The sequence below is a fragment of the Micromonospora sp. ATCC 39149 genome (assembly GCF_000158815.1).
GTDB lineage: Bacteria > Actinomycetota > Actinomycetes > Mycobacteriales > Micromonosporaceae > Micromonospora.
The window spans coordinates 6,574,220-6,586,896 of record NZ_GG657738.1 but is presented as its reverse complement, the minus strand read 5'-3'; the positions used below and the strand labels follow the sequence as shown (position 1 = coordinate 6,586,896).

Genomic DNA, 12,677 nt, shown 5'->3' with positions numbered 1-12,677 from the left:
TCGTCATCGCAGGGACGTCAGACGGCACTGCCGTCGGCGCCACCGTCCCGCTGGCCCGGGGTGGCACCACCGTCGGCCGGACCCTCGGCCCCACCGTCAGCGCCACCGTCCTGCTGCCCGGGGGTCGCCCCACCGTCGGCCGGACCCTCGGCCCCACCGTCGGCGCCACCGTCCTGCTGGCCGGGGGTCGCCCCACCGTCGGCCGGACCCTCGGCCCCAGCATCCGCGCCACGGTCCTGCTGACCCGGGGTGGCACCGCCGTCGGCCGGGCCCTCCAGGCCGCCGCCGCTGGTCGTCTGGATGTCGTCGTCGTTGAGTGCCATTCGGTGCTCCCTCGCCAAGTGCCGCCCCGCCACATGACGGGGGCTCGTCGTGCGGCGGGTGGTACCCCGGCACGATCTCTCCTAACCACACCGTAGACGGCGGGCCCCGCCGGCACGCCGGGTTTGCCGGTGTGCCGGCGGAACGAGGGCGATCAGCCGTTGCGGCAGACGCTGCCGTTGAAGGTGAAGCTGGTGGGCGACGGGTTGGACCCCGTGTGGGTGCCCTGGAAACCGAAGCTCACCGTGCCGCCGACGGACAGCGCACCGTTGTAGCTCATGTTACGGGCGTTGACCTGGGTGCCCGACTGGGTGACGGTGGCGTTCCAGGCGTTGGTGACCTGCTGGCCGGCGGGGAAGTAGAAGCCGAAGCTCCAGGAGTTGATGGCGTTGGGCCCGTCGTTGCGGATCCGGATCTCGGCGGTGAAGCCGTTGCCCCAGGAGTTCGGCACGTAGGTCACCGTGCAGTTGCCGGTGGGGGTCGGTGTGGTCGGCACGGGGGTGGTCGGCACAGGGGTGGTCGGCACAGGGGTGGTCGGCACAGGGGTGGGGCCGCTGCCGAGGGCATCGGCCACCGCCTGGTACGCGGGCTTCGGCGCGTAGTTCTCGTCCCAGATCAGCGCGGCGCCCTCGCCGGGAAAGACTCCCGGGATCCAGGAGTACTTGTCGGTGATGCCCCAGACGGTCACGCCGCCGCACCGGGCCACCGCGAGGCAGATGTTGACGACCTTCTTGTAGTCAGCGGCCTGCGTGGCCAGCTTGGTGGCGTTCGCCGGGGTGGACATCCGGATGTCCAGCTCGGTGACCCGCACGTCGACGCCGAGGTCGGCGAAGCGCTGGAGGTTGGCCTGCATGTCGCCGGGGACCTGCCCGATGATCAGGTGCGCCTGGAAGCCGACGCAGTCGATCGGCACGCCCCGGGCCTTGAAGTCCCTGACCAAATTGTAGATCGCGGTGCTCTTGGCGTTGATCCCGTCGGTGCTGTAGTCGTTGATGCACAGCTTCGCACCCGGGTCGGCGGCGCGGGCGGCGCGGAACGCCTCCTCGATCCAGCTGTTGCCGATCCGCTGCTGCAGGATGCTGTCCCGGCGTCCGCCGGAGCCGCCGTCGGCGAACGCCTCGTTAACCACGTCCCAGGCGAAGATCTTGCCCTTGAAGTGGCCGGCCACCTTGGCGATGTGGTTCTTCATCGCGGCGAGCAGGTCCGGACCGGAGAGGTTCGCCGTCCAGTTGGGCATCTGGTTGTGCCAGACCAGGGTGTGGCCGTACACCTTCTTGCCACCACTCGCGGCGTAGTTGACGACCGCGTCGCCCTGGCCGAAGGTGAACTGGTTCGGGTTCGGCTCGGTGGCGTCCCACTTCATCGCGTTCTCGGCGACGACGAGGTTGAACTCGGCGTCGGCGATCTGCTTGTACGGGCCTTCGGAGAGCCGGTTGGGGTCCAGGGCGAAGCCGATGTCGCGGCCCTTGGCGTCGGCGAGGCTCTTCAAGCTGGCGGCGGCCTCGGCGGTGCCGGGCTGGGCGACGGTGACGCCCACGGCGAGCACGCTCGCGGCGGCGAGCAGGCCGGCCAGCAGGCCCGACCGGGCGTGCCGGCGGGTGAGGTGGTGGATGCGCATGCGTTCCCTGTCCTTCGTATGAGTCGCCAGCACGGCGACGACGAGACGATGGGAGCGCTCCCGACATCCTGGCACCATCACCCCCCACCGTCAACCACTCGACTCCCCACCCAGCCCGGCACCGCACCCGCACCCGCACCCGCACCCGCGATCTTGCACTTTCGGTCCCGCCCTGGGTGTTCCGCACCCATCCGTCGGGGCCGCAATCGCAAGATCGGGCAGCCATGCCGCACCTTCCCGAATATCGGGACAGAAATCCTTTATATTGGGACGATGGCTAGGGTTGGAGGATGGCCGATTCCCGACGGTGGGTCATGCTCGGCATCGGCACCGCCGCGCAGACCGCGGGCACCCTCTACCTCTACGGGCTGCCGTTCCTGCTGCCCGCGCTGCGCCGCGCCACCGGCCTGCCACTGTGGGAGTTGGGCCTGCTGGTGGCCTGCCCCAGCCTCGGCATGGTGCTCGCCCTCATCGGCTGGGGCGTCGTGGCCGACCGGCGGGGCGAGCGCCTCGTCATCGGGCTGGGCCTGACCGGCGGGGCAGCGTTCCTGGCCGGTGCCGCCCTCACCGACGGGCCGGCCCTGTTCGTGCTGCTGGCCCTCGCCGGGGCCGCCGGCTCCGCCGTGTACGCGGCCAGCGGCCGGGTGGTGACCGGGTGGTTCGCGCCCGGCGAACGCGGGCTGGCGATGGGCATCCGGCAGACGTCGCAGCCGCTGGGCGTGGCGGCTGCCTCGGCGGTCCTGCCGGTGCTCGCCGACTCCGGCGGCCCCGGGCTGGCGCTGCTGGTCGCCGCCACGGTCTCCGCGCTGGCAGGGGTCGTGGCCGCCCTGCTGCTGGTCGACGCGCCGAGATCCGCCCACACCCGCTCGCCCAGAACCGCCACCGACACAGACACCGGCGCTGGCACCGGCTCGCCCGACGCCGGCACCGGCACCGGCACCGGCACCGGCTACGGTGCGCGGCGGACGCAATCGCCATACCGGTCGCCGACGCTGTGGCGGGTGCACGGGGCGAGCGCCCTGCTGGTCGTGGCGCAGTTCGTCGTCGGCGCGTACGCCCTGGACTATCTCGTCACCGAACGCGGCTGGCCGGCGCGGACCGCCGGGCCGTTGATCGCGGGGGCGCAGCTCGTCGCGGCGGCAGCCCGGGTGCTCGCCGGCCGCTGGTCCGACCGGTCCGCCCACCGGCTCCGGCCGCTGCGGATCATCGCCGCCGGCACGGCCGCCGCTCTTGGCGCGCTGGCGCTCGCCGAGGCCCTGCACCTGTCGTTGGCGGCCCCGCTGCTGCTGGTCGCCCTCGTCGCCACGGTGAGCTGGCACGGCGTCGCGTACGCGGCCGTCGCGGACGCCGCCCCCGCGAGCTGGGCGGCACGGGCCACCAGCACCCAGACCGTGGTGCAGAACGTGGCCGCCACGGCGACCCCGCCACTGTTCGGGCTGGCCGTCGCGGGAGTCGGCTTCGGGCCGGGGTTCGCCGTCACCGCGGTGTTCCCGCTCGCCGCCGTGGCGTTGCTGCACGGCATCACCACCGACGCGCACCGGCCCAGCACCCACGCCCAGGCACCCGCCCGCCCGACGCGGGTACCATCTCCCGGACACGACGCGGCCGACCGACCGCTGTCGGGGTCGGCCGGCCGGCGCCCGGGTCGTCAGGGAATGAGCTGACCCAGGTCCCGGGGCATGACGGACCGGACGTCCTCCCACTCCCCCTGGGTGACGTGCCGGCGCAGGGTGTCCAGCACCACCTGGACCACACGCTCCGGGCCGCCCTCCACGTCGTACGGGAAGCCCTGGCGGACCTCGTAGAGGAAGTCGTCGCGGTTCAGCTTGATCGGCACGTTCGACGGCTGCCAGCCGTCGAAGTAGATGCCCCGCAGCAGCACCGGCAACTGCGCGGCGAACTCCGCGCTCTCCTGCACCGGCATCCGGTCACGCAGCAGGTGCAGCACCGTGCGCAGGGCCGCGTACGACTGGTTTCGCTGCTCCTTCGGCCAGCCGTACGCCGCCTCGATGTCCTTCAGGATCAGGTTGGTCTTGTCCAGCGAGCTCTCGAACGCCGAGATCAACTGCTCAGCCATCTGCCCACCCCCGTAGGTCGGTCGTCCAGTTGTCGGTGGCCTTCACCGTCGGTCGTCTTCGCGGCGCGGCGGCCCGGCCGGGCCCCGCCACTGCGAGGTGAGGCCCCTGCGGCCCGACCACGCCCGACCGGGGCGCGGGCCACCGGGTGACCCGACCACGTGCAGCACGCCGCCACGCCGTCGAACCGTCGTGTCCCGAACCGTCATGCTCCGCACCTCCGTACCTGTGTGCGCTGTCGCGCCCGTCTCCCGCCGACCGGCCACGGACACGGCCACGGACACGGACACGCCCATGCTGCGCCCGTCGAGGGCTACCCCGCCTCACTCTCTCCGGGTGACTTCCCTGCGACGCGACCCCGGGACCTTAGGGGCACCCGGCCGGGAAGATCAGGGATCCGCAGGGGGCGGGCCGTCGCTCACGGATGGCCCCCGGTCCCTACGCTGTACGACGTGACACTCATCGCGACCGAGTCGCTGACCAAGACGTACGGAGGTCGGGTCACGGCGTTGGCCGACCTGACCGTCGCGGTCGAGCCGGGGATCATCGGGCTGGTCGGCGCGAACGGCGCCGGCAAGTCGACCCTGATCAAGATCCTGCTCGGTCTCCTCGCTCCGACCAGCGGCCGGGCCCGGGTCCTCGGCCTCGACCCCACCACCGACTCCGCCCAGGTCCGCGCCCGGGTCGGCTACATGCCCGAACACGACGCCCTGCCACCGGACCTCTCCGCCGCGGAACTGGTCACCCACCTCGGCCGGGTCAGCGGCCTGCCGCGTACGGTCGCCCGGGAGCGGGCTTCCGAGGCGCTGCGGCACGTCGGGCTCTACGAGGAGCGCTACCGCCCGGTCGGCGGCTACTCCACCGGCATGAAGCAGCGGGTCAAGCTCGCCCAGGCCCTCGTGCACGACCCCGACCTGCTGCTGCTCGACGAGCCGACCAACGGCCTCGACCCGGCCGGCCGGGACGCGATGCTGGCGCTGGTGCACCGCATCGGCACCGAGTTCGGCATCTCCGTGCTGGTCTGTTCGCATTTGCTGGGCGAGGTGGAACGGATCTGCGACACCCTCGTCGCCATCGACGGCGGGCGGCTGCTGCGCGCCGACCGCATCTCCGCCATGACCTCCACCACCGACGTGCTCGCCGTCGAGGTCAGCGAGGGCACGGAGGAGCTGGCCGCCCGGCTGGCCGCGCTCGGCCTGCCGGTCCGCCGGGACGGCCGGCTACTGCTCGTCGAGCTCGTTGACGACGCCACCTACGACCTGATCATCGGCGCGGTCGCCGAGCTGGACCTGCCGCTGCACCGGCTGGACCAGCGCCGGCACCGGGTGGCCGAACTCTTCGCCACGAGGGAGCCCAGCCATGCCTGAGCCGACCGGCGTCATCCACGACATCGGCTACCAGCGTTACACCGGGCCCCGGCTGGGCCGCCGGGCCGTTTTCGGCGCGCTCTACCTGCACGGCCTGCGGACTGCGTTCGGGCTGGGGCGCAGCGCGAAGGCCAAGATCTTCCCCTGGCTGGTGGTCGGCATCGTCACGGCGGTCGCCGCCGCCCTCACCGCCGTCCGCGCCCAGATCGGCGAGGCGGTGATGACGTACGCCCAGTTCGCCGACAACATGAGCTGGCTGGTCATCTTCTTCGTCGCGGTGGTCGCACCCGAACTGGTCTCCCGTGACCTGCGCAGCGGGGTGCTGCCGCTCTACTTCTCCCGGCCGCTGCCGCGCTCGGACTACCCGGTGGCCAAGCTGCTGGCGCTGGCGACCGCGCTCTGGCTGCTGCTCGGCGGGCCGCAGTTCGTGATGTTCCTGGGCGCCGCCTTCACCAGCGGTGACGGCATGCGCGGAGTCTGGAACGAGCTGCTCGACCTGCTGCCGAGCCTGCTCTACGCCGGGCTGTGGGCGGCGGTCTTCGCCTCGGTCGGCCTGCTGGTCGCCTCCCTCACCGGCAAGCGGGCGTTCGCGGCCGGTGCGGTCGTGGCCGTGTTCCTGATGACCACGCCGATCGTCGGCACCCTGTCGATCATGCCCTCCCGGACGGTCAACGAGCTGGCCTTCCTCGCCTCGCCGTCGACGCTGGTGGGCAGCGTGGGCACCTGGGCGCTGGGTGACCTGCTGGTGCCCGAGGGCCAGAGTGATTTCTCGATCGGCGGCTTCGGTCCCGTCTACGCGGTCGCCGCCGTGCTGCTCGTGGCCGGCTGCGTCGCCCTGTTGCTGCGTCGATACCGGAAGGTGGCCGCGCGATGACCACGATCAGCGCCGACCAGGCGGTGGGGACACCCACGGCCGTCACCAGCACCCTCGATCTCGCGGGCGTCTCCCGCTGGTACGGCAACGTGGTGGCGGTCAACGACGTCAGCATGAGCCTCGGCCCCGGGGTCACCGGGTTGCTCGGCCCGAACGGCGCGGGCAAGACGACCCTGCTGCACATGATGGCGGGCTTCCTGGCCCCGTCGCGCGGGGTGGTGACGCTGGACGGCCGGCCCACCTGGCGCAACCCCGAGGTCTACCGCCGGCTCGGCCTGGTCAGCGAGCGGGAGGCGGTGCACACCTTCCTCACCGCGTACGAGTTCGTGCTGGCCAGCGCGAAGCTCCACCGGCTGCCGGACCCGGCGGGGGCGGCCCGCCGGGCGATCGCCCAGGTGGAGATGGAGGGCGCGCAGGACCGCCGGATCGCCACGTATTCGAAGGGCATGCGGCAGCGTGCCCGGGTGGCCGCCGCGCTGGTGCACGAGCCACAGGTGCTGCTGCTCGACGAGCCGTTCAACGGGATGGATCCGCGTCAGCGGCTACACATGATGGAGTTGCTGCACCGCCTCGGCGACGCCGGCCGCACCATTCTGTTCAGCTCGCACATCCTGGAGGAGGTTGAGCAGGTCTCCGGCACCGTCCAGGTCATGGTCGCCGGCCGGCTGGCCGCCTCCGGTGACTTCCGCACCATCCGCCGGCTGATGACCAATCGGCCGCACGTGTTCACCGTGCACTCCACCGACGACCGGGCGCTCGCCGTGGCGCTGATGGCCGAGGCGTCGGTGACGGGCGTCGAGCTTGGTCGCGCCGGGTTGACGGTGCGCGCCGGCGACTACGGCGCGTTCACCCGCGTGCTGCCGAAGATCGCTCTGCGAATGGGCATCCGGGTGCGACAACTGGTGCCCGAGGACGAGTCCCTGGAGAGCGTCTTCTCCTATCTGGTGGAGGCCTGAACCCCATGTCTACCGTTTCCTGGATCACCCTGCGCGGGCTGTTCGGGCGTCGCCGCTTCCTCCTGCTGCTGCCGCTGCCGGTGGTGCTGATCGTCCTGGCGGTGCTCTCCCGGTCGCTCGGGGTCACCCCGCACGAATGGGCCCCACCGGTGCTGGTCGGTCTCGGCCTGGCCGTGGTGCTCCCGGTCGTCGCCCTGATCGTCGGCACCGGCGTGTTGGGCGCCGAGATCGACGACGGCACGGTCGTGCACATCCTGACCAAGCCGCTGCCCCGCTGGCAGATCGTGCTGCCCAAGCTGGCGGTGGCCACCGGCGTCACCGCGGTCACCGTCGCCGTGCCGCTCTACGCCGCCGGCCTGCTGGCCGACTCCGCACGTCTCGGCCTGGCGCTCGCCGCCGCGTCGGCGGTCGGCGCGCTGGCGTACTCGGCGCTGTTCCTGGCGCTCAGCCTGCTCACCCGCCGGCCGGTGCTGCTCGGCCTGGTCTACGTGCTGATCTGGGAGGGGCTGCTCGGCAACGTCGTCAGCGGCACCAGGGTGCTCTCCATCCAGCAGTACGTGATCACCCTCGCCGACCGGATCGCCCCCACGGAGCTGCTGCTGGGCGACGTCTCGGTGCCGGTGGCGGCGGTGATGAGCGCGCTGATCAGCGTGGGCTTCACCGTACTGGCGATCGACCGGCTCCGCTCGTTCAGCGTGGCCGGCGAGACGAGCTGACCCCCGTGGACACCGCCAAGGCTCAGGTGCGCACCAGCCAGGACACGCTGCGCCAGGCGCGGCGGGAACCCGCCCGAAGCGATCGTGGCGCAAGCCCGCGCCGGCACTCGGATGCGCGACCTCGTCGCCGCCACACGCCTGTCCCGCGAGTGGATCCGCACCCTCCTGTGTCAGGCCGGCGTCGAGCCCGACTAGTTCACAGAGCGCGGGCGACAGTCACCCGCCAGAGCCCTCCGCCGCGCCGTCGGGGGTGAAGGCGCCGCCACCCGAATCGGAGTCCAGGTAGACATGCTGATGGCCATGACCGGCGTCAATGTTGACCTGATCGAGCTGGGTGGCCGCGACCGACCAGGCGGCCGCCGCTTGGGCTGCCTGTCGTTTCGCCAGTTCCGTCAGAGCGGCCCGTTGGGCGGGCGGCCCGGTAACAGCGAGGAGATACGACTCGACAGCCAGGGACGCCTGCTCGACGGCGCTGCGCAGCCCCCCGCGCGTCACATTGGTGGCGGTAGTGCCCGACGGAGGATTGGCGAACGGCTCCGCTGCCCGAAGCAAGGTCTGTCGCCACTGGCGGGCCTGTTCGGGGCCTGGTTGCCGACTGTCTGCCGGGGCCGCCCGGACGGCGCTGAGAATGGGAGAGATCTCCTCACGAAGGCGCCGGGCCGTTGTCGTCAGCTCGGTAATCTGCTGGCCGTCACGCTGCGCCTCGGCCTTGCGCATGTCCGCGACAGCCGATTCAACGCCGTCCGGTCGACCAGCCGTGTAGCCGGTGGCGCCTCCCACGAAAGCGGCCGCGAGCCCGACCGCCGCGACGACGACGGCCAGACGCGCTACCCGGCGACGGCGCGTGTCAGGCGTCGGAAGCAGGTAGGAGGGCTTGCCGGTACGGCGCGACACGGCATCTCCTTGGGCCGAGGGAAACTTGTTGGCAGCCTAGCTTTCTCTACTGGCGTTGGTCGATACCCCACCGCGGCGAGCTGACGCCGCCCACCGTCAACTGCCCCGGTCTAGAAGGGACTGGAGGCGCTGGCCGTTGCGCTGGGCGTGGTCGCGGTAGCAGTTGTTCATGAGCACGTGGGTCTCGCTCGCGTCGTCGGCGAGCTTGCGCAGTTTCGGGGCCCAGTCGCGCAGTTCCCGGTCGGAGTAGTCGTACCCGAACTTCTCGTGGATGTCCTTGCTGGTCCACTTGTCGCTGTGGCCGTGGAAGCGGACCACGGCCAGATCGGCGGTGGCCTCCAGCACCGGGGGCACCGAGGAGCGGTGGCCCTGCGGCATGTCCACGCAGACGTACGCCAGCTCGTGCTCGCGCAGGAAGCCGAGCGTCTCGTCGCGGTTGGCCCCGTCGAACCAGGAGGCGTGCCGGAACTCGTACACCGGCCGCAGGGGCGCGCACCGACGGGCCACCTCCAGCAGGTACTGCTTGTTGTCCCGTTTGATGGTGAACCACGGCGGGAACTGGAACAGCAGCGCGCCCAGCCGGTTCGCCTCGACGAGCGGGTCGAGGGCGGACAGGAACCGGGTCCACACCTCCTCGTACGCCTGGGCGGGCAGGTCGTCGGGGTAGACGTTGCGCTTGTCGGTGTCCGGCCGCAGGTCCCTGTAGAGCGCGGAGACCCGCGTCGGATGCCCGGTCAGCAGGCTGAACGCCTTGACGTTGAAGGTGAACCCGGCCGGGGTGCGCTCGACCCACAGCCGGGCCGTGCGTTCGGCCGGCGGCGAGTAGTAGGTGGCGTCGACCTCGACCAGGGGAAACTGCTTCGCGTAGTACGACAGCCGCTTTTCCGGGGTGTCCGCCGTCTGCGGGTACCAGCCGGAGTCGAGCAAGGTCCGGTCGGTCCAGGACGCGGTGCCCACCTTGATCTCACCCATGGGTGGAGTGCACCGCGTCCACACCCGACCGGCAACCGAAACGGCCCGCTCAGGCGGCCCGGCGCTCCCGGTTCTGCTTGCAGGTGACGCAGGCGGTGGCGGAGGGGAAGATCTCCAGCCGCTCCACCGGGATCGGAGCCGTGCAGCCCTCGCAGAAGCCGTACGTGCCCTCGTCGAGCCGGCTCAGGGCGTGCTCGAACTGCGCCCGGCGGTCGAGGATGGTGCGCAGCAGCGACTGCGCGGTGTCCCGCTCGGCGGTCTTGGTGCCGCTGTCGGCCTGGTCGTCGCCGGCGGTGTCGCCGACCTCCACCAGCCGCAGCACCTGGCTCTGCAGCACCGCCTGCTCGTACTCGGCGGAGAGCTCGTCGTAGCGAGCCCGCAGGGACGCCCGGATCTGGTCGGTGTCCACCTGCGATCGGCCGGTGGCTACCGTGTCGTGGACGAGCATCGCTGCCTGCCTTTCGTCGCCTGGTGCGCCGGGGCGGTCCCCGGCGGGGTCGGTACGGTATGCGGGCGGAGATCACCCGCGCTCTGTGAGGCGACCGATTACCCACGGACCGGAGGGCTCAAACCGCCGGATTATCAGGCTGCGGCTCGGGCTCCACGAGCGCGGGACGGCGGGGGTCGTCGACGCGGACCACCACGTCGGCGAAGCCGGCCGGGGCGACCTCCTCGGCGTACCGGGCGAAGGCCGGCAGGGTCCACCGCAGCGCGGGGTCGGTACGCCGGGCCAACGCGTCCGGGGAGAGTTCCAGGTGCACGGTGAGGTCGACGGGGAGTCCGCCGCCGAGCAGGAACGCCCCGCTGACCAGAACGACGCCGTCGGGCGGCAGCGTGACGTAGGCGGCCCGGCTGGCCCGGTCGGTGCGGGGGTCCCAGAGGGAGGGCAGGATCCGGCCCGAGCCGCCGGGGCCGGCCGGGTCGAGGACCTCGCGGCGCAGCCCGGGCTCGTCGACCCAGCCCTCGTAGTAGGCGTCGGGATTGGTCCGGCCGTACTCCAGCCGCAACGAGGCCGGGCGGAGGAAGTCCCCGGCCCGCACGTGCAGCACCGGGCGGCCGAGGGCGCGCAGCGGGTCGACCAGCGCGGCGGCCAGGTCGTCCGGGGCCGCCGCCGGGGCCCCGTCCACGGCGACGCGGAGCCGGCCGGGAGGTTCGGCGGCGACGAGCCGCTCGGTCAACTCGGTGACGAGTCGCTCGGGGGAAATCGGTCGCACGCGCATCCGACCATCGAGAAACGGTAAAACGGGCGCGACGCCGGCCGGGTGCGGGCGGTGGACTCCGGCCGGACGGGCGGGTTGGTGGATCCCGGCCGAAAACAGTCAGCCGCTGCGGTCGATGGTCACCCGGGCGTCGTCGGCGAGCCGGTAACCGCCGCCGTAGACGGTGGTGACCAGCGGGACGTCCACGCCGACCTTGCCGCGCAGCCGGCGCACGTGCACATCGACGGTGCGGACCCCGGCGTGCTCGTACCCCCAGACCGCGTTGAGCAATTGCAGCCGCGTGAACACCCGCCGCGGATGGGCGACCAGGTGCAGCAGGAGGTCGAACTCCAGCCGGGTCAGGGGCAGCGGCTCGCCGTCGCGCAGCACCGACCGGGACGACGCGAGGATGTGCAGCGCCGGGATGGTCGGGGCCAGGGGCCGGGGCGGCGTGCGCCCGGCGGGCACCTGATCGGGCCGGCGCTCGGGGGCGGGGCCGGTGGTGATGATCGCCTCGCCCCGTTCCAGCATCTCCCGGGCCGCGTCGAGCAGGCGGCGGGCCGCCGGGGTCAGGGACTCCTCGGCGACCAGCGGAATGCTGAACGTCACGGTGAGCACGGGCGTGGCGTTGGTGGGCCGGCGCTGGCCACCGGGGGGCCGACCGGGGACCGCGGGTTGAGACGTATGCCATCCGGCGCGCGGCGATGCGGGGCTGACCGACATGGTCCTCCTTGGCTGGTCCGGGTATCTCCCCACGGCCCGGGATGCCGCAGCATCGATGCTTCCCGGCGCCCCGGTGACGGTCAAGGGGGGGCTACGTTGCATGAATGTGACAATTGACGAACACATCGGAGCCGGATGCTCGCTCTGCGTACGAGGTCTGATGATTACAGCAGAGTCACCATGATCGTGGGATACGGGGGGGTACCTGCGCGGCCGGCCCGATGCGGTAGGGCCGCGAGGCGACCGGCCAGGCGGCACGGACGTCCGACGAGCGGACGCGGCGCACCCCAGAAGTGGGGTGCGCCGCGTCGCCGCCGACAAGGCGGGCCGCCTCAGCGGTGCGGGTCCACGCTGACCCGGGCCTCGTCGGCGAGCCGATAGCCGACACCGTAGACGGTGGTGACCATCGGGATCGTGTTGCCGAGCTTCGCGCGCAGCCGGCGCACGTGCACGTCGACGGTGCGGGCGACGGCGTGCTCGTAGCCCCAGACGTTGCTGAGCAGCTGAGGGCGGGTGAAGACCCGGCGGGGATTCGCGGCCAGGAAGTGCAGCAGGTCGAACTCGATGCGGGTCAGCGAGATCACCCGTGCCCCCCGCCGCACCACCCGGGAGGCGGCCAGGATGCGCACCTCGTCGGGGTCCTCAGGCGGCGGCGGGGCGGCGGCGAAGACCCGGGGCACGGTCGGGCGCGGCCCCGCCGGATCGGCCTCCGCCGGGCGGAACTCGACCGGGTGGGGCCGGCGCGCCGACGGGGGCCAGGGCTCCGCCGCCGTCCGGCCCGACTGCTCCGCGGAACCGGTCAGCAGCGCCCCTTCCCCCGACTCGGCCAGCTCACCGAGCAACTCGGCGAGGCGGGCGAGGCGAGGTGTCAGCTGCCCGGGCGCGAGCTCGTCGTTCGGTCAGCGTCGGAGCGGGCCGGGAGTGTCCCGGCTTGCTGACCCGGGCCGCCCGGCCCGCCGGCG

General features: G+C 72.3%; 14 protein-coding genes. 5 read left to right on the top strand and 9 right to left on the bottom strand.

What is annotated here, in order from left to right:
* Positions 1-17: 17 nt before the first annotated feature.
* Positions 18-323: a hypothetical protein gene (locus tag MCAG_RS28415; protein WP_007076391.1), complete on the bottom strand. Its 306-nt coding sequence runs from the start codon at positions 321-323 to the stop codon at positions 18-20.
* A gap of 152 nt (positions 324-475) precedes the next feature.
* The gene (locus tag MCAG_RS28410; protein ID WP_232290317.1) at positions 476-1,972 is read right to left on the bottom strand and encodes an endo-1,4-beta-xylanase; all 1,497 of its coding nucleotides are present in this window, start codon (positions 1,970-1,972) and stop codon (positions 476-478) included.
* A gap of 257 nt (positions 1,973-2,229) precedes the next feature.
* On the opposite strand from MCAG_RS28410, the gene MCAG_RS28405 reads away from it, so the two are divergent.
* A complete protein-coding gene (locus MCAG_RS28405; RefSeq protein WP_007076389.1) occupies positions 2,230-3,603 on the top strand; it encodes an MFS transporter in 1,374 nt (457 codons plus the stop codon).
* Here the strand turns inward: MCAG_RS28405 and MCAG_RS28400 are convergent.
* Positions 3,588-4,016, bottom strand: a complete 429-nt coding sequence (locus MCAG_RS28400) for a DUF2267 domain-containing protein (protein ID WP_007076388.1) — start codon at positions 4,014-4,016, stop codon at positions 3,588-3,590. The two genes, MCAG_RS28405 and MCAG_RS28400, sit on opposite strands and share 16 nt — an antisense overlap.
* A gap of 450 nt (positions 4,017-4,466) precedes the next feature.
* Between MCAG_RS28400 and MCAG_RS28395 the strand changes: the two genes are divergently transcribed.
* The 4 genes from MCAG_RS28395 to MCAG_RS28380 are packed head-to-tail and all read left to right on the top strand — an operon-like array spanning position 4,467 to position 7,927.
* Positions 4,467-5,381, top strand: coding sequence for an ABC transporter ATP-binding protein (locus MCAG_RS28395; protein ID WP_007076387.1), 915 nt, complete (start codon positions 4,467-4,469; stop codon positions 5,379-5,381).
* Positions 5,374-6,255: an ABC transporter permease subunit gene (locus tag MCAG_RS28390; RefSeq protein WP_007076386.1), complete on the top strand. Its 882-nt coding sequence runs from the start codon at positions 5,374-5,376 to the stop codon at positions 6,253-6,255. Before MCAG_RS28395 ends, MCAG_RS28390 begins: the two co-directional genes overlap by 8 nt.
* On the top strand, positions 6,252-7,211 hold the full coding sequence (locus tag MCAG_RS28385) for an ABC transporter ATP-binding protein (RefSeq protein WP_007076385.1): 960 nt from the start codon (positions 6,252-6,254) through the stop codon (positions 7,209-7,211). The genes MCAG_RS28390 and MCAG_RS28385 overlap by 4 nt, the downstream gene beginning before the upstream one ends.
* Before the next feature lie 5 nt (positions 7,212-7,216).
* Entirely contained in the window at positions 7,217-7,927 is a 711-nt protein-coding gene (locus MCAG_RS28380) for an ABC transporter permease subunit (RefSeq protein ID WP_007076384.1), read from the top strand.
* A 216-nt stretch (positions 7,928-8,143) separates the two neighbouring features.
* Here the strand turns inward: MCAG_RS28380 and MCAG_RS28375 are convergent, their stop codons facing one another.
* The 6 genes from MCAG_RS28375 to MCAG_RS28350 all read right to left on the bottom strand — a co-directional run bounded on the left by MCAG_RS28375 (position 8,144) and on the right by MCAG_RS28350 (position 12,557).
* Positions 8,144-8,821 (bottom strand): hypothetical protein, encoded by a 678-nt coding sequence (locus tag MCAG_RS28375; RefSeq protein WP_007076383.1) that lies wholly within the window; start codon positions 8,819-8,821, stop codon positions 8,144-8,146.
* Positions 8,822-8,917: 96 nt separating this feature from the next.
* Positions 8,918-9,793, bottom strand: coding sequence for a DUF72 domain-containing protein (locus MCAG_RS28370; RefSeq protein ID WP_036375646.1), 876 nt, complete (start codon positions 9,791-9,793; stop codon positions 8,918-8,920).
* Between the two features lie 49 nt (positions 9,794-9,842).
* Positions 9,843-10,241, bottom strand: a complete 399-nt coding sequence (locus MCAG_RS28365; RefSeq protein WP_007076381.1) for a TraR/DksA C4-type zinc finger protein — start codon at positions 10,239-10,241, stop codon at positions 9,843-9,845.
* 118 nt (positions 10,242-10,359) lie between these two features.
* Complete coding sequence (locus MCAG_RS28360) at positions 10,360-11,013, bottom strand: uridine kinase (RefSeq protein ID WP_036375644.1); 654 nt, start codon at positions 11,011-11,013, stop codon at positions 10,360-10,362.
* A gap of 99 nt (positions 11,014-11,112) precedes the next feature.
* On the bottom strand, positions 11,113-11,715 hold the full coding sequence (locus tag MCAG_RS28355) for a winged helix-turn-helix domain-containing protein (RefSeq protein ID WP_007076379.1): 603 nt from the start codon (positions 11,713-11,715) through the stop codon (positions 11,113-11,115).
* A 332-nt stretch (positions 11,716-12,047) separates the two neighbouring features.
* The gene (locus MCAG_RS28350) at positions 12,048-12,557 is read right to left on the bottom strand and encodes a winged helix-turn-helix domain-containing protein (protein ID WP_007076378.1); all 510 of its coding nucleotides are present in this window, start codon (positions 12,555-12,557) and stop codon (positions 12,048-12,050) included.
* Positions 12,558-12,677: the final 120 nt, after the last annotated feature.